This window comes from Nocardia mangyaensis (genome assembly GCF_001886715.1).
GTDB classification, from domain to species: domain Bacteria; phylum Actinomycetota; class Actinomycetes; order Mycobacteriales; family Mycobacteriaceae; genus Nocardia; species Nocardia mangyaensis.
The window spans coordinates 250192-266434 of sequence record NZ_CP018082.1 but is presented as its reverse complement, the minus strand read 5'-3'; the positions used below and the strand labels follow the sequence as shown (position 1 = coordinate 266434).

Below are 16243 nucleotides of genomic sequence, written 5' to 3'. Positions count from 1 at the left end.
ACAGTGGAGTGGGTACCCAACCTTCGCGCCCGGCCCAGATGGACGGCGTGCGCCGGTCGATGTCGTTGACGGCGTCGACCGCACAGACTTGAGAAAGAAAACATCCGTAGTGAATACAGCACCTGAAACGAGCATCGGTCGCGACGCGACCGGGCCGATCCGGTTGATGCTGCGCGACCGCGATGCCACCACCGGCCCGATCGACGGCGCCTGGTGGCCGCGTACCGATCAGCCGATGACCGAACTGCACCAACTGGTGGCCGCGGTCGGACCGCGCATCGGCAAGTTGGCCCGGCTCGGATTCGACTGGAACAGCAGCGAACCCGGCACCGGCACCACCGGCGAGCAGGCCTCGCGCATCATGCACCTCGTGGGCAGCAACGGCGCGACGCTCGCGCTGCTCGTCATCCCCGCAGCGACCGAGGCGCCCGCGGCCCGCAGCCAGATGCGCTGGGCGGCGGGCAAACCCCGCGTCCAGGACCCGGCGCCCGCCGAGACCGCGGCCGACGGTCCACGCACTCTGGTGCGGAGCACCTAGGTCAGCGGTCGCTGGTATAGGTCGGGTCGAAGTCGCGCGGGGTACCGCGGCGGCTGAGCAACCGGTCGAACCACTCACCGAGGATGACGCCCGCGGCCAGCGCGCAGCCGACGCCGAACGCGCCGACCAGCTGACTGAACCCGATCAGTGACTCGTCCTCCAGCAGGGCGTAAAGGCCGCGATACACCTTCAGACCCGGCAGCAGCGGCGTGATTCCCGCGGCCGCGACGACCAGCGGCGGCGTGAGCGCGCGCCGCGCCATCAGACCACCGGCCAGCCCGATCACGGTGGCCGCCATGCCCGAGGCGACGACCGGGCCGAAGCCGATGTCCTGCGCGCCGAGGAAGACCAAGGTGCCGCCCGCGCCGCTGAGCCCGGCCGCGAGCAGCGCTCGCCGCTCGGCGTAGCAGGCCAGGGTGAAGGCGATCGCCGCCACCGCACCGGCGGCGAGTTTGATCCCCAGATACTCGGTGTCGCGCCCGGCCGAGGCCGCGATCTCGGGCACCGCGATCCCGAGCATGGTCGACACCCGCAGCGCCAGACCGATACCGGCGATGATGCCGCCGGTCATCATCAGCACCTCGAGCATGCGGGCAGCGGCGGTGATCGGCGCGCCGGTGATCGCGTCCTGCACCGAACCGACCAGTTGCTGCCCACTGAGCAGCACCGTGATGCCCGCGGCCACGATCAGCGCCGCGTCGGCGCGCCAGTGATCGCTGATCGAGGCCAGCGCGATCGCGGGCGCGGCGGCGATGACACCGCCGACCAGATGCTGGAAGAACATCGGCAGACCGAGCTGGTGCAGCGCCCGATTGACCACATCGATCAGCGCGGTGGTCGCGAAACTGATGGCGGCGAGGACGAGCCCGCCGCCGAGCAGCACCGCGATCGCGGCCGCCAGCAGCGACCAGCCCGCGGTCGAGGCCCACCGCGGATACGGGTGCCGCGCCGAGACGATCTCGTCCAGTGCGGCATGCGCCTCGTCGACGGGGACGACTTGGCTGCGGATCCGTCGGGTGAGCCGGTCGACCGCGGCGAGGCGGGTGAAGTCGAGCGAGCGGTACTTCACCACCCGCATGTCGCTGGCCGGTGGTAGCCGGGGGCCACGGTCGGCCGTGATGCGGATCGCGTCGAAGGTGACGTCGATATCGCATCTGTCCAGGCCGTAGGTCGAGGCGATGAACCGGACCTGCGCCGAGGTGTCACCGACACCGGTGCCCGCGGCCAGCACCACCTCGCCCACCCGCACCGCGAGATCGAGCACCTGCGACACCTCGGCGTCGTCGGTGAGGTCGATCGGCTGCAGCGGGGTGGGCGCGGCGACGATGTTGTCGGCCGTCGCGCGCTGCGACGGCAGGATGAATGGGCGGCGCAGCCGCCACCGGGAACGCAGACCTCGGCGCTCGGTGGCCGTACCGCCGTCGCCTTCCACCTCAGGGTCCACACTCATACCCACGACGGTAATGGCGTGCGAAGGGGGTTCGGCTCCTCGCAACGTGTTCGTCAACGTGTCGCCTGTTACACAGGCGCGCGCCGAGCACCTCACCGCGCGTCGTAGGCTCAGATGTCGTCGATCAAACCGGTGCTGTAGGCCGTCGCCGCCAGGTGTTGCAGGCAGCGCGGACCGCACCCGTCGTGCTGAGTCAGCACGAAACGGGCCTGCTGCAGCGAAGAAATGGGAGAATCGGCCACGCAGTCGGCATGCGCGGCGCGCCAGCGGTCTTCGTGATCGCGCAGGGCGGCGCGCGAGGTCGGCGGGTCTGGTGCGGATGTGTCCAGCAGGGTGTGACGGTAGGGGCCAGCGATGGAGGCGATGACTGTATGAACACCGGGACGGGGAAGGTGATCCAGGAGCGGCGGCGGCTGCTCGGGTTGTCGCAGCCCGCGCTCGCCACCGCGATCGGGGTGAGCTCGCGACAGATCACCCGGTACGAATCCGAGGAGCAGTCGCCCACGCTGCCGGTCGCGATCCGGCTGGCCGAGGCGTTGCAGATCTCGCTGGCCGAGTTGGCGGGGATTGTGGACAACCGCGTCGACCTGGCCGGTCGGTGGTGGGCGGCTTGGCAGAAGGCGGCGAAGCACGGCGAGCAGGTCGAGGTGGCCGCGGTGAACATCCGGCACGAGGGTGACCATCTGCTGCTCGACTCGGACGCGGAAACCCCAGCGGCGGAGGCGGAGCCGGTCGCGCAGGTCCGTGGCGAGATGCGGGTGTGGGACGGTGACGCACTGACCGGCTGGGTTCGCGGCATGGACATCGCGTTCCCGGTCGGCACCATCTACTACTCGCTGCACCCCCAAGGCGCTCACGCCGTCGGCTCGTGGACGACGAAATCCGGCGGCGACGGCCTCGTCCGCGGCTGGAGTGCGCTGGCCAGGGAGAAGTCCGACGCCGAGAAGCTGCTGTGGGAACTGTTGCGCACCGACGGCATCGTCGAGTCGTGGCCGGGGACGGCGCGCTCGGCCTGAAGCCGCAGCCGGATGTCGGCCACGCTCGGGCGTGCGGCGGTTTCCGGGGGCGGCAGGAGTAATAGGTAGCGGGTCAGCGCCCCGAACACCAACAGCCCCAGAGCAATCCACACGTAGATGTCCATCGGTCCCCTCCGAACGAGTCACTGCCGCACGGGTGGCGCGGTATGGTGATGACGAAGCCACCGGTGAAAAGTATGGTCGCCGTCAAGACCTTTTGGACAGCAAAAAGCGTCTACAAACGTCTACAGTTCTCTACGATGGCCTCATGTCCAGTCGGGGCGAGCAGGGGAACGGCGCGACCACCATCGTCGGAGCGCGGTTGCGACAGCTACGCGAAGAATCCGGGTTGTCCCTGACCGCGCTGGCGGCTCGCGTCCCGTACAGCAGGGCCGCGCTCGGTCACTACGAAACCGGTACGCGCGCAGCACCGTCCGAGGTGATCGCCTGGTACGAACGCATCCACTCCCAATCCGTGCCCGCGCTACCGCGCACCCGCCGACGTGACCCACGCGCCGCCGACGCCGCGCTCGCCACGGCCATCGCGGCCGCGCACCGCGCGGGACATCCGCTCATCGAGATCGGCCGACCGCACCAGGGCGACACCGGAACCGGCTATTTCTGCCCGTTTCGCATCGACGGGTTGGTCGAGGGCGAGGCCGCGGGCACCGACCCCGCGACCGCGCTGCACTCGGCGCTGCGCGCGGTCAGCATCGAATTGGCCAGGACCGTCGGGAAGCACTAACCGTGCGCGGCGACGACGGCGGCCAGCGACTCGGCGATCAGCTCCAGGTAGCGATCCGGGTCGGGCAGCACCCGGGGATCGGAATGTACCGACAGGGTGAGTTTTTCACCGATGCCGTGCACGCCGTGCGTCAGGTGCATGACCGTGCCGAGCGCGGGGAAGCCACCGGTGAACAGCACCGGCGCACCGGCGAAGGCGAGATCGGCCGCGCCGCGGTAGACGCTGGAGACGACCGTGTTGCCGTCGAGGGCGTCGGGCACGCTGTGCAGATCGGCGCGCTCGACATCGCGCACGGCCAGCACGGCCGGCACCACCTCGCTCACGCGATCCTGCGCGGCGAGTAGTGGATTGAGCGCTCGGTCGCGGCGGGTGGCGAGGCCGTCGGCGATCAGGGTGGCGCGCAGGCGCAGGTCCGGTTCCTCGATGTGCAGGTCGATCGACAGGCCGCGGTAGTTGTTGCGCGCGGCGCCTTGACTGGGCAGCGCCATCGGGAGCGCGGTACCGAGTCGCTCGGGGCGCTGGCCGCGTTCGGCGAGACAGCTGGTGAGTGCGCGTGAAATCGCTGTCAATGCAACGACAGTCACCGTGCGGCCGGGAACGCGCAGTTCGGTCGCGTCGACGACGAGCAAGCGGACTCGGTGACCGGCGACCGGCGTTGCCGGGTTGAGTGCGCAGGGCGCGAACCCGGTTGCGGCCGCGGGGACCTCGCCCGTCGCGGTTCGCTCGGCCAGCTCCCGCTGTGCGCGATAGGCGGCGTGACCACGCCAGATGGTTTCCGCTGCCTGCTGGGGAAACCGCAGTACCCCAAGCACACTCACGGCCGCTGTCAGCGGGGTCCATCCACAGACTTGTCCACAGGAATACACAGGCCGCGTGGGGGTCTTCGCTGGTACGGCGGGGTGGTCTCCCGAGTTATCCACAGGCGCAACGGGAGAGCTGTGGAGAACCTCGGATGTCGAACCGAAGAGAGAACGAGCGATCGCGGCAGCCCTGGTGCCATCGGCCAGCGCGTGGGAAACCTGAAGGATAGCCACCAGTACCGGACCTGACCACCCCGGCGCATCCCGCACCGCGCGGAAAACATGGATGCGCCAAGGGTATTCGGTGGCATCGAGGCCGGTGCCCAGAAGTTCGCCGACGCGATCGAGCAGACTGTGCCACGACAGGCCCTCGGGCCGATGGGTGACGAATTGCTGGGCGACGAATTCGGTGGATATCCACCGGGGATAGTCGAGGTCACCCGGAATCTCCTGCAACCGGATCCGCAGATCCGGAATGCGCGCGGCGCGCGCCGCGACGAATGCGCGGAGTTCATCGGTGGCAGTGGCGTTTTCGGCGAAAGAGTAGAGCAGGAACACATCATTGGCGGTGCGGCGCGACAGCCAGAACATCGTCGCGTCGCGCGGGGCCATCCTCGTCATCCGGCCACGATAGGCCACCGACGAGAAGGCCCCGAGTCCTACCGACCCGGGGCCGGGGCTGCCTGCGCGACGCGCATGGTGCGGATTCAGTCTTGCCTGAACACTCCCGAGTTGACGTCGGCCAGAAAGGCGTCCCACGCTCCCGGTCCGAAGGCCAGGATGGGGCCGCTGCCGAGATCCTTCGTGTCACGGACCGCCACCTCGGCGCCCGGCAGAAAGGCCACTTCCACGCAGTTCCCATCAGGTCCGCTGTAGGTGCTCTTCCGCCACACAGCGTTCGTCACATCAACTCCCACGGCACTTGCTCCTTTGTGTCATCGAGAACGGGATTACTCCTGGAATCGCTGCAATATTTCGGATTCCGGCGCGACCGACGAGTTACTTCGTGGCACACAGACACTGCCACACGGCACGCGCAACCAACCGGCACGAACCAGCGCATCGAGGCGTTTCCGCCTCCGGGGGCTGCCCCCGCGGAAGAGACACTAGCAGGTCTTCCGCAAGTTTGCGGATGAGAATTTGCTTTCTCATATCCTTTTGCCAATGTTGCGAAGTTTCACGTTTGCGGGACCATTGCCAGCCACCCTTACCCATTCCAATGCCCGCTGACACATCAACTTTTGCACCGGTGTGATTAGTCCGTGATACGTCACTTTCCGCGATACCTCACCCGCCCCATGGGCACCATCGTGAGCAGACATGGATCATGGGGGAATGATCTCCCGTGACCGCGACGCCGCAGGTCGTGCCCGCAACGACCGTCCCCGCGACCGACTCGGCAGGCCACTGCCGCCCGGCAGTGCCGGAGTGACCCGAATTCCGGACGACCTCGAGTTGTCACCCCAGCAAACTCTGACCTTCGCTCAGCAACTGCTGGACGATGGTCTGGCATTCAACGCGCACGAGGTATTGGAAGCGGCATGGAAGAACGGGCCGGTAGCCGAGCGGATGCTCTGGCAGGGTCTGGCGCAATACGCGGTGGGTATCACCCACATCCAGCGCGGAAACCGCAAGGGTGCGGGCACCCTCCTGCGCCGCGCGAGCGAGCGGCTCACGGTGTATCCGGCGAATGCCCAGCACCACGATGTCGACCGCGACGGACTGATCGCGCACGCGCGCGAGCTGCTCGGCGCCCTCGATTCCGGCGCCGAGATCACCGAGGACCGGCTGCGGCCGAGGCTGCGCGCCGAATCCACCTAGAATGGGTGCAGTGTCGACCAGCCATGCTCCGGGCGCGGGCCGCTACGCCCCGAGCCCGTCGGGTGAGCTGCACATCGGGAACCTGCGCACCGCCGTGCTCGCCTGGTTGTTCGCGCGAACCACCGGGCGGCGGTTTCTTCTCCGGGTCGACGACCTCGACCGGGTCCGGCCCGGCGCCGCCGAGCGTCAACTCGACGACCTCGCCGCCATCGGCATCGACTGGGACGGTCCCGTCGTCCACCAGTCCGAGCGTCTGCCCGCCTACGCGGCGGCCATCGCCGAACTCATCACCGCCGGACACACCTACGAGTGTTTCTGCACCCGACGCGAGATCCAGCAGGCCGCCACGGCACCGCACGGCCCGATGGGCGCCTATCCGGGCACCTGCCGACACCTGTCCGCGGCGCAGCGCGCCGTCCGGCGCGCCGAAGGTCGGCCCGCCGCCCTGCGTTTGCGCGCCGAGGTCACCGACTACGAGATCATCGATCAGCTGCACGGCCGCTATCGCGGCGCCGTCGACGATCTGGTGCTGCGCCGCGGTGACGGCATCCCCGCCTACAACCTGACCGTGGTGGTCGACGACGCCGCCGGAGGCATCGACCAGGTGGTGCGCGGTGACGATTTGCTGCCGTCCACGCCCCGCCAGGCCTACCTCGCCGAACTACTCGGACACGCCGCGCCGACCTACGCCCACGTGCCGCTCGTGCTCAATCAGGAGGGCAAGCGATTGGCCAAACGTGACGGGGCAGTGAGCCTTTCGGATCAACGCGCGCTGGGCAACACGCCCGAGGGCGTACTGAGCGCGATCGCCGACTCGCTCGGGTATTCCGCGCGGACCACAGCGGAGCTCCGCGAAGTATTCGACCCCACACACATCCCCGGAAAACCATGGATACTCGAGCCTATCGGGTTGTTCCGACCAGAGGGATGTCCGTAACGTACGCATCGACCGATCTACTGATCACGACGAGGACGAATCTATGACCAGCGGTGGTTACGACCCCAACCAGTACCCGCAGGGCGGTCAGCCCGGCGGCTACGGCCAGGATCCCTACGGCCAGCAGCAGCCGGGATACGGACAGCAGCAGCCCTATGGCCAGCCTCAGCCCGGCTACGGCGCCGATCCCTATGGCCAGCAGCAGCAACAGCCCGGATACGGGCAGGAAGCGTACCCGCAAGCGGGCTACGGTCAGGACCCTTACGGGCAGCAGGGATTCGGTGGGGTCACCCCGGCCGACCTGGGCATCCGGATCGGTGCGCGCATCATCGACAACCTGATCGTGAGCATCCCGATCGCGATCGTGCTCTCGCTCGTCCTCTCCGGCAACACGGTACAGCTGGCAACCGGATTCATCGGCTCGCTGGCGCTCTACGGCTACTTCGTGGCCATGGAGGTCACCCAGGGCACCTCGCTGGGCAAGAAGATCCTCGGGCTGCGCGTCGTCGCCCCCGGCGGCGCCCCGAACCTGACGCCGGAGCAGTCGCTCAAGCGCAACCTGTTCGTCGCCGTCGGCGCGGTCCCCTGCATCGGCAGCCTGGCCAGTCTGGGTCTGGCGATCTACATCATGGTCACCATCTCCCAGGACCCGAACAAGCAGGGCTGGCACGACAAGTTCGCCGGCGGCACGCAGGTCGTCAAGGGCTGATTCGCGGCTGACGCAAAGAAACAGGGGCGCTTCCGAATCCGGAAGCGCCCCTGTTGTCGTCTGTGCGGGTCAGTAGGTCGACGTGGTTTCCCACCCGCCGGCGAAGCCGAGGACCATCACGAACACCACGTACAGAAGGCCGAGCACCAGGGTGATCGCACCGATCCAGATGCCGGCCAGCGCCATCCCGCGACCCTCACCACCGCGCTCCTTGAGCTGGTTGAGCGCCATCACACCGAGCACGATGCCGACGATCGATCCGATGCAGGTGCACATGCCGATCAGCGAGGTCACCAGCGAGGCGATGGCCAGACCATTGGTGCCCTGCGGCTGGGGGTAGGCGCCATAGGGCTGGTAGCCACCGGCCTGCGGGTACCCGCCGTAGCCGGGCTGCTGCGGGTACTGCGGCGCCCCCGCCTGCGGTTGCTGGTAGTTCGGGTACTGCGGCTGCGAGGGCGGCGGAGCGGATTGCTGTGGGTACTGCGGCGCCGACGGGTAGCTGGGAGACTGCGGCTGGGAAGGCTGCGACGGCGGGGCGGTCGGGTACTGCGGCACCGAACCCGGCGCGCCGGACTCCGGCGACACGCCGGAGCCGCCGTACTGCTTCCACCACTCGTCGGAATCGCCGGGATTCGTCATTACTACAGCCTATTCCACAACCCGGGCCCGTGGCGCGGCGCGACCTTGGTTGGATAGAGGGCGTGACTGATGCAAACGCTCTCGACAAACCCACCGAAACTGGGCACCCCGCGCCGAACCATGCGGCGTTCGCCCAGGCTGCGCGGGGGTTCTATCCGGTCATCGTCGCCGCGTTCACCGCGACGCTGATCATCTCCAACATCTGCGCCACCAAGGGCGTGGAGTTCTTCGCCGACCACTCGGCGATGCTCGGACCACTGCAACTCCTGCCGATCACCACCGACGCCGCCTTCTTCCTGTTCCCGCTGGCCTACATCCTCGGTGATGTGCTCAGCGAGGTCTACGGCTTCCGCGCCACCCGCCACGCCATCTACACCGGCTTCGCCGCGCTGCTGCTCACCGTGGGCGCGTTCGCGATCGCCATCCAGCTGCCACCCGCGGGCTTCTACGACAACCAGGACGCCTTCCGCACCGTCATCGGCACCACGCCGCAACTGGTGCTCGCCGGCCTGGCCGGGTATTTCGTCGGCCAGCTGCTGAACTCGGCGACGCTGGTGCTGATCAAGGAACGCACCAAGGAAAAGCACCTGTGGGCCCGGCTGATCGGTTCCACCGTGATCGGCGAATTCGCCGACACCCTCATCTTCTGCTCGATCGCCGCCACCGCCATCGGCATCGATACCTGGCAGTCGTTCGTCAACTTCGTGATCATCGGCTTCCTCTGGAAGACGCTGTGCGAGGTGGTGATGCTGCCCGTCACCTATCGGGTGATCGCGCTGCTCAAGAAGTCCGAACCCACCTACGCCCCGGCGAAACGCGACGCGCTGCACGACTGAGCGCGCGGCGCCCGGGTCACGACGACGTCGACCCGGGCGCCTTGATCCGGCCCTGCCACTGCCCGAGGAACTCGGCCTTGAACGCGTCGAAGTAGCCGCCCTCGATGCTGGCCCTGATCCGGTCGACCAGCCGCACGGTGAACCGCTCGTTGTGGATCGTGCACAGCGTCGCCGAGAGCATCTCCTTGGCCTTGAACAGGTGATGCAGGTAGGCGCGGGTGTAGTGCGCGCAGGTGTAGCAGTCACAGTTCTCGTCGATCGGGGTGAAATCGCGACGGAACCGGCTGGTGTTGATGTTGAACCGGCCCTCGTCCACGTAGATCGCCGCGTTACGGGCCACCCGCGAGGGGTTGACGCAATCGAAGGTGTCCGCGCCGTTCTCGATGGCGGTGAACATGTCCTCGGGTTCGCTGATGCCGAGCATGTGGCGCGGCTTGTGCTCGGGCAGCTCGTCGCAGCACCAGCCGACGATGGTGCCCAGATTGTGCTTCTCCAGCGCACCGCCGATGCCGTAGCCGTCGAATTCCGTTCCGCCACTGCCGCGGATCGTCTCCAGCTCGCGACAGGCCTTGCGCCGCAGGTCTTCGTACTGCGCGCCCTGGATCACCGCGAACAGCGCCTGATACGGGCGGTGGGCCCGCTTGTCGGTGAGACGTTCGTGCTCGTCGATGCAGCGCTGGGCCCACTCGTGCGTGCGCTGCAGCGATTTCTCCTGGTAGCCACGGGTGTTCATCAGCGTGGTCAGCTCGTCGAAGGCGAACATGATGTCGGCGCCGAGCTCGTGCTGGATGCCCATCGACACCTCGGGCGTGAACCGGTGCTTGGAGCCGTCCAGGTGCGAGCGGAAGGTGACCCCGTCGTCGTCGACGGTGGCCAGCCGTTCCTTGCCCGCGGCGATCACCTGATCGGAGCGGATGTCGACGGCTTCCATCGCGAGCACCTTCTTGAACCCGACCCCGAGCGACATCACCTGAAAGCCACCGCTGTCGGTGAATGTCGGCCCCGGCCAGTTCATGAACTTCCCGAGCCCGCCCGCTTCGTCGACGATGTCCGCGCCGGGCTGCAGGTACAGGTGATAGGCGTTGGCCAGCAGCGCCTGCGCGCCCAGCTCCTTCATCGCCTCCGGCAGAACCGCCTTCACCGAGGCCTTGGTTCCCACCGGAATGAAGGCGGGCGTGGCGATCTCCCCGTGCGGGGTACTGATCACCCCGGTCCGACCATGGCGCCCACCATCGAGACGGGTACCCACCGCGAACGCGAACTCACTGCAATCAGCCACCCACTCATCGTGCCAAGTCCCTGGACACCCACCAGACCCAGCCCCGCACGACCCCACCTCGAGAGCATCCACCGCACATCTGACGGGCACCCGCGCCCCGAGCGAAACCCCCAGCCCAACTGTCCAGGTCCGCCCGCACGCACGCACCCATTCGTCCAGCCCGTTGACAACCCGTTCACCGACCGCACTCCCACCCCCGCACGACCTGACCTCGAGGAGGGTCCACCGACGCAGTCGGCGGTTCACGCCCGTCCCGACGATCAGGCGCCGTGGCGCAGGCGACGAAGGAGCAAGCAACAGTGCCCGATCAACAGGACCGCCCAGCAACGCGAACCCCGAACCCGCCACCGCTCCAACAAACCCAACCCCGCATATCCCGACCTCGAGGAGGGATCGCCGACGCAGTCGGCGGTTCGCGCCCGTCCCGACGATCAGGCGCCGTGGCGTACGCGACGAAGGAGCAAGCCACGGTGCCTGATCGTCGGGACCGCCGGGGGCGCGAACTCGAGCGCGCCAGCGCTCAATCCAACACAGCCGCGAACTGGGCGTTGTAGAGGCGGTAGTAGGCGCCGCGCTCGGTCAGCAGGCGTTCGTGGTTGCCGTGTTCGACGATGCGGCCCTTCTCCATCACCACGATCAGGTCGGCGTCGCGAATCGTCGACAACCGGTGCGCGATCACGAAACTCGTGCGATCGCGGCGCAGGGCCGCAGTGGCCTGCTGGACCAGCAGTTCGGTGCGGGTGTCGACCGAACTGGTCGCCTCGTCGAGGATCAGGATCGACGGCTTGGCCAGGAACGCGCGGGCGATGGTGATCAGCTGTTTCTCTCCCGCGCTGACTCCGCCACCCTCCTCGTCGATCACCGTGTCGTAGCCACGCGGCAGGGAGTGCACGAATCGGTCGACGTAGGCGGCGCGGGCCGCGGCCTGGATGTCGTGTTCGGAGGCGTTGGGGTTGCCGTAGGCGATGTTCTCCCGGATGGTGCCCTTGAACAGCCAGGTGTCCTGCAGCACCATGCCGATGCGCGAGCGCAGGTGGTCGCGGGTGATGGTGGTGATGTCGACGTCGTCGATCGTGATGGTGCCCGCGTCGAGTTCGTAGAACCGCATCAGCAGGTTGACCAGCGTGGTCTTGCCCGCGCCGGTCGGCCCGACGATGGCGATGACGTGGCCCGGGTCGGCGACCAGCGAGAGTCGTTCGATGATCGGGGTCTGCGGGTCGTAGCCGAAGGACACCCCCTCGAATTCGACGCGCCCGCGATCGACCGGACGCTGGTTCTCCACCAGCGGGTCCGGGCTCTGTTCCTCGGCGTCGAGGATCTCGAAGATCCGCTCGGCGGAGGCGACACCGGACTGCAGCAGATTCGCCATCGCGCCGATCTGGGTGAGCGGCTGGCTGAACTGGCGCGAGTACTGGATGAATGCCTGCACTTCACCGAGTGACAGGTTGCCGGTGGCCACCCGCAGACCGCCGACGAGGGCGATGAACACGAAGTTGATGTTCCCGAGGAACATGATCGCGGGCATGATCAGGCCGGAGATGAACTGCGCCTTGAAGCTCGCGTCATAGAGCTTCTGGTTGCGCTTGTCGAACTCCTCGCCGACCTCGCGACCGCGGCCGAAGGCGGTGATGATCTCGTGGCCGGTGTAGGCCTCCTCGACCGAGGCGTTCACCTCACCGGTGAATTTCCACTGGTCGACGAAGTGTGGCTTGGACCGCTTGGCGATCTGCGCGGTGACGATGATCGCCGCGGGCACGGTGAGCAGCGCGATCAGCGCCAGCAGCGGCGAGATCCAGAACATCATGATCAGGATGCCGACCACGGTGAACAGCGAGACCAGCAGCTGGCTCATGGTCTGCTGCAGGCTCTGCGAGACATTGTCGACGTCGTTGGTGACGCGGCTGAGCACGTCACCGCGGGGCGCGGTGTCGAAGTAGCGCAACGGGAGGCGGTGCAGCTTGTTCTCCACCTCGTCGCGCAACCGCTTCACCGTCCGGTTGATGACGATGTTGAGCAGATAGCCCTGCAGCCAGCCGAAGACCGAGGCGGCCACGTACAGGGAGAGCACCAGGATCAGCACCTGGCCGACGGCATGGAAGTCGACGCCGGTGCCGGGGATCACGTTCATCGCCGAGAGCATGTCGGCGCGGGTGTTCTCGCCCTGCTGACGCAGCAGCTCGACGGTCTGCTCCTTGCTGAGACCGGGGTCGAGCTCCTTGCCGACGAAACCGTCGAAGACGAGGTTGGTCGCCTTGCCGAGCAGATACGGGCCGAGCGTGTTGAGCACGACGGCGGTGATCACCAGCGCGATGATCACGCCGACGGTGAACCGTTCGGGAGCGAGTCTGCGCAGCAGCCGCTTCAGTGACGGGCCGAACGATTTCGGCTTGGTCCCCGGGGCTCCGGGGCCCGGCGCGCCTGGCCTCATCGAGCCTCCTCCACACTCAGCTGGGACTCGACGATCTCGCGGTACTGCGGACATCGCTGCATCAAATGGTCGTGTGTGCCGAGGCCGGCCATGGCACCGTCATCGAGCACGACGATCTGGTCGGCGTCGCGAATGGTCTGGATCCGCTGGGCGACGATGATCACCGCCGCGTCGGACGTCTCCGGCTTCAGCGCCGCGCGCAGGCGGGCGTCGGTGGCCACGTCGAGTGCGGAGAACGAGTCGTCGAACAGGTAGACGCGCGGCCGCCGCACCAGCGCGCGGGCGATGCACAGTCGCTGTCGCTGACCACCCGAGACCGTGGTCCCGCCCTGGGCGACGGGGGTATCGAGCCCCTGCGGCATCTCCCGCACGAAATCGGCCGCCTGGGCGACCTCGAGCGCGTGCCACAGTTCCTCGTCGGTGGCCTCGGGCTTGCCGTAGCGCAGGTTGGTGGCGATGGTCCCGGAGAACAGGTACGCCTTTTGCGGAACGAGGCCGATGCCGCCGCGCAGCAGTTCCAGATCGAGGTGGCGCACATCGGTGCCGCCGACATGGACCGCACCGTCGGTGACATCGATCAGCCGCGGGATCAGGTTGATCAGCGTGGACTTGCCCGAGCCGGTGGAACCGACGACGGCGGTGGTGGTGCCGGGCGCGACCTGGAAGCGGATGCCGCGCAGCACCGGCTTCTCCGCGCCGGGATAGGCGAATTCGGCGAACTGCACATCGACGGTGGCCGGGTCGCCCGCGAAGGGCTGCGGCAGCCGCGGCGGGCGGACCGAGGACTCGGTTTCGAGCACGGCCGCGATCCGGTCGGCCGAGACGGCGGCGCGCGGGGCCATCATCGCCAGGAACGAGGCCATCATGACGGCCATCAGGATCTGCATGATGTAGGACAGCAGCGCGGTGAGCGAACCGATCTGCATGGTCCCCTCGTCGACGTGGTGCCCGCCGAACCAGATCACCGCGACGGCGGTGACATTGCTGATCAGCATGACCGTGGGGAACATCAGCGCCGCCAGCTTGCCGACCCGCAGCGAGGCATCGGTGAGCGACCGGTTGGCCATCCCGAAGCGCCAGATCTCCTGGCGCTCGCGCACGAAGGCGCGCACCACCCGGATGCCGGTGATCTGCTCGCGCAGCACCCGATTGACCTCGTCGATGCGCGTCTGCATCTGCCGGAAGCCGGGCACCATGCGGGCCACGATGGTGCCCATCGACAGCGCGAGGGCGGGCACCGCGATGAGCAGCAGCCAGGACAGCCCGAGATCCTCGCGCAGCGCCATCACGATGCCGCCGATGCACATGATCGGTGCCATCACCAGAATCGTCACCGACATGACGATGAGCAGCTGCACCTGCTGGATGTCGTTGGTGGAGCGAGTGATCAGCGAGGGCGCGCCGAACACGCCGACCTCCCGTGCCGAGAAGGTCTCGACCCGGTGCAGTACCCCGCCGCGCATGTCGCGCCCGGCTCCCATCGCCGCCTGCGCGCCGAAGTACACCGAGGCCGCCGAGGCCACGATCTGCACGAAGCTCACCGCGAGCATCCACAGGCCGGTGGTCCAGATGAAGCCGATGTCGCCCTTGGTGACGCCGTCGTCGATGAGGTCGGCGTTGAGGCTGGGCAGGTAGAGCATCGCGATGACCGCGATCAGCTGGAGGACGAGGACCGCGGCCAGCTGGGCGCGGTACGGGGCCAGATAGGTCCGCAGCAGGGTGATCAACATGGTGGTCGCAGGCTACCGCGTGGGGAAGTGTGAAGCCCCGTAGTTTTACTCGACCTGTGGATAACCGGGGGGTGTGGAGTACTCATGCCCCCGCGGAGGTCCGCGGCTCGCGACGCGCCCACGCTCCGGGGTCGGATACGAGCTCGGCGATGAAGCCGGGCAGCTGGTTGTCGGCGATATCGGCGATGGAGACGTTCTCCAGCACGGCGCGGATGTTCACCCGCAGCGCGATCCACACCTGCTGCAGTGGCTCGGCCGCGCCCGGGTAGCGCACGTCCTCGGGTCGCTGCCCGCGCACCGAGGCCAGCGGCGATTCCACCGCGCGGATCACATCGGCCACCGAGATCTGCGGCGCGGGCCTGGCCAGCCGGTAGCCGCCGTCGGGACCGCGCCTGCTGAGCACGAGCTCGGCCCGGCGCAGCTCGGCCAGCACAGACTCCAGCACCTTCGGTGGGATCTGGGCGGCGGCGGCGATGGACTCGGCCTTGACGACGCCGTCGGCAGCCGCGAGCTCGAGCAACGTTCGCACCGCGTAGTCGACCCTGGCGGTGATATGCACGGGTCGAACTTACGCGCTGCCCCGGGCAGGAGTGGTCAGCGGCCGGAGGCGGTAGCGCGGCGTGACCACGCGGGCCGCCCGATCATGCCGAGTTGACACAGCCGGTCAGTACGCAGGTGGCCGCGTCGAGCAGGGTCTTCTCGACCACCTCGTCACCCACGCCCGGGGCGAGCTCGGTCGACAGCAGGGCGACCCCGAGCACCTCGATCGCGGCCGACGCGCGCAGGCGACGCTGGTCGGTCGGTTCGGGTCCGGCCAGCCACAGCCGCAGCTCCCTGGTGGGTTCCATCAGATCCGGATAGCGGTCGGCGATGGCGTTGACGATGGCGGCGGTGTCGCGCACGCACAGCGCGCCCGCGGCACGGTGCCGGATCATCCCGCGCAGATAGGTGCGCAACACCGCGCGGATACCCTCGTCGTCGTAGGGGACGGCGTCGATGTCGGTGACGATGTCGCGAATGTGATCGATGATCGGATCGATGATCGCCAGCAGCAGGTCGAGCTTCGAGGCGTAGTGGTAGTAGAGCGACGCCTTTGTGATTCCCACCATATCGGCGACCTCACGCAGGCTCGTCTGCTCGAAACCCTTGGCCCCGAACAGGTGGACCGCCGCATCGAGAATCGCCTGCTTGGTGCCTCCACCTGCGGCGACGGTGTCGTTGGTGTGTCGGGCAGCCATGCGCAGATCTTCCCATCATTCGGTGTGACTCATCCGGGACCGCCGATATCGAGGTTGCCCCTCCACTTACCGTCTCG

17 protein-coding genes are annotated in these 16243 nt (G+C 67.8%); 7 read left to right on the top strand and 10 right to left on the bottom strand.

Annotation, left to right across the window (positions count from 1 at the left end; translation table 11 throughout):
* The first annotated feature begins 109 nt into the window (after positions 1-109).
* The gene (locus tag BOX37_RS01215) at positions 110-538 is read left to right on the top strand and encodes a DUF5994 family protein (RefSeq protein WP_156910226.1); all 429 of its coding nucleotides are present in this window, start codon (positions 110-112) and stop codon (positions 536-538) included.
* Between the two features lies 1 nt (position 539).
* On the opposite strand, the gene BOX37_RS01210 is transcribed toward BOX37_RS01215, so the two are convergent.
* Both BOX37_RS01210 and BOX37_RS35705 read right to left on the bottom strand, forming a co-directional pair.
* Positions 540-1988 carry a threonine/serine exporter family protein gene (locus BOX37_RS01210; RefSeq protein WP_084759369.1) on the bottom strand — a complete coding sequence of 483 codons (1449 nt, stop codon included), beginning with the start codon at positions 1986-1988 and terminating at the stop codon, positions 540-542.
* Between the two features lie 110 nt (positions 1989-2098).
* Positions 2099-2230: a hypothetical protein gene (locus BOX37_RS35705; protein ID WP_019044495.1), complete on the bottom strand. Its 132-nt coding sequence runs from the start codon at positions 2228-2230 to the stop codon at positions 2099-2101.
* 129 nt (positions 2231-2359) lie between these two features.
* On the opposite strand from BOX37_RS35705, the gene BOX37_RS01205 reads away from it, so the two are divergent.
* Positions 2360-3004, top strand: coding sequence for a helix-turn-helix domain-containing protein (locus tag BOX37_RS01205; RefSeq protein WP_071925834.1), 645 nt, complete (start codon positions 2360-2362; stop codon positions 3002-3004).
* A 268-nt stretch (positions 3005-3272) separates the two neighbouring features.
* Entirely contained in the window at positions 3273-3749 is a 477-nt protein-coding gene (locus BOX37_RS01200; protein WP_071925833.1) for a helix-turn-helix domain-containing protein, read from the top strand.
* Here BOX37_RS01200 and BOX37_RS01195 read toward each other — a convergent pair.
* Complete coding sequence (locus tag BOX37_RS01195; RefSeq protein ID WP_071925832.1) at positions 3746-5170, bottom strand: WS/DGAT domain-containing protein; 1425 nt, start codon at positions 5168-5170, stop codon at positions 3746-3748. The genes BOX37_RS01200 and BOX37_RS01195 overlap by 4 nt on opposite strands.
* An 86-nt stretch (positions 5171-5256) precedes the next feature.
* Entirely contained in the window at positions 5257-5454 is a 198-nt protein-coding gene (locus tag BOX37_RS01190; RefSeq protein ID WP_240505165.1) for a DUF397 domain-containing protein, read from the bottom strand.
* A gap of 430 nt (positions 5455-5884) precedes the next feature.
* Between BOX37_RS01190 and BOX37_RS01185 the strand changes: the two genes are divergently transcribed.
* From BOX37_RS01185 to BOX37_RS01175, 3 genes are read left to right on the top strand one after another with little or no spacing between them, the layout of a single operon-like run.
* Complete coding sequence (locus BOX37_RS01185) at positions 5885-6370, top strand: DUF309 domain-containing protein (RefSeq protein ID WP_071925830.1); 486 nt, start codon at positions 5885-5887, stop codon at positions 6368-6370.
* A 1-nt stretch (position 6371) separates the two neighbouring features.
* Entirely contained in the window at positions 6372-7307 is a 936-nt protein-coding gene (gene gluQRS, locus BOX37_RS01180) for a tRNA glutamyl-Q(34) synthetase GluQRS (protein WP_071925829.1), read from the top strand.
* A 43-nt stretch (positions 7308-7350) separates the two neighbouring features.
* Positions 7351-8016 (top strand): RDD family protein, encoded by a 666-nt coding sequence (locus BOX37_RS01175; RefSeq protein WP_071925828.1) that lies wholly within the window; start codon positions 7351-7353, stop codon positions 8014-8016.
* 69 nt (positions 8017-8085) lie between these two features.
* On the opposite strand, the gene BOX37_RS01170 is transcribed toward BOX37_RS01175, so the two are convergent.
* Positions 8086-8655 carry a DUF4190 domain-containing protein gene (locus BOX37_RS01170; RefSeq protein WP_071925827.1) on the bottom strand — a complete coding sequence of 190 codons (570 nt, stop codon included), beginning with the start codon at positions 8653-8655 and terminating at the stop codon, positions 8086-8088.
* Between the two features lie 62 nt (positions 8656-8717).
* Here BOX37_RS01170 and BOX37_RS01165 point away from each other — a divergent pair, with 62 nt between their 5' ends.
* Positions 8718-9491, top strand: coding sequence for a queuosine precursor transporter (locus BOX37_RS01165; protein ID WP_071925826.1), 774 nt, complete (start codon positions 8718-8720; stop codon positions 9489-9491).
* Between the two features lie 16 nt (positions 9492-9507).
* Here BOX37_RS01165 and tgt read toward each other — a convergent pair whose 3' ends face one another.
* From tgt to BOX37_RS01140, 5 genes are all read right to left on the bottom strand, one after another.
* Positions 9508-10770, bottom strand: a complete 1263-nt coding sequence (gene tgt / locus BOX37_RS01160; protein ID WP_071925825.1) for a tRNA guanosine(34) transglycosylase Tgt — start codon at positions 10768-10770, stop codon at positions 9508-9510.
* Between the two features lie 520 nt (positions 10771-11290).
* Positions 11291-13198 (bottom strand): ABC transporter ATP-binding protein, encoded by a 1908-nt coding sequence (locus tag BOX37_RS01155; RefSeq protein WP_071925824.1) that lies wholly within the window; start codon positions 13196-13198, stop codon positions 11291-11293.
* Positions 13195-14928 (bottom strand): ABC transporter ATP-binding protein, encoded by a 1734-nt coding sequence (locus BOX37_RS01150; protein ID WP_071925823.1) that lies wholly within the window; start codon positions 14926-14928, stop codon positions 13195-13197. Before BOX37_RS01150 ends, BOX37_RS01155 begins: the two co-directional genes overlap by 4 nt.
* Positions 14929-15010: 82 nt before the next feature.
* On the bottom strand, positions 15011-15487 hold the full coding sequence (locus tag BOX37_RS01145; protein WP_071925822.1) for an RrF2 family transcriptional regulator: 477 nt from the start codon (positions 15485-15487) through the stop codon (positions 15011-15013).
* A gap of 82 nt (positions 15488-15569) precedes the next feature.
* On the bottom strand, positions 15570-16166 hold the full coding sequence (locus tag BOX37_RS01140) for a TetR/AcrR family transcriptional regulator (protein WP_071925821.1): 597 nt from the start codon (positions 16164-16166) through the stop codon (positions 15570-15572).
* Positions 16167-16243: the final 77 nt, after the last annotated feature.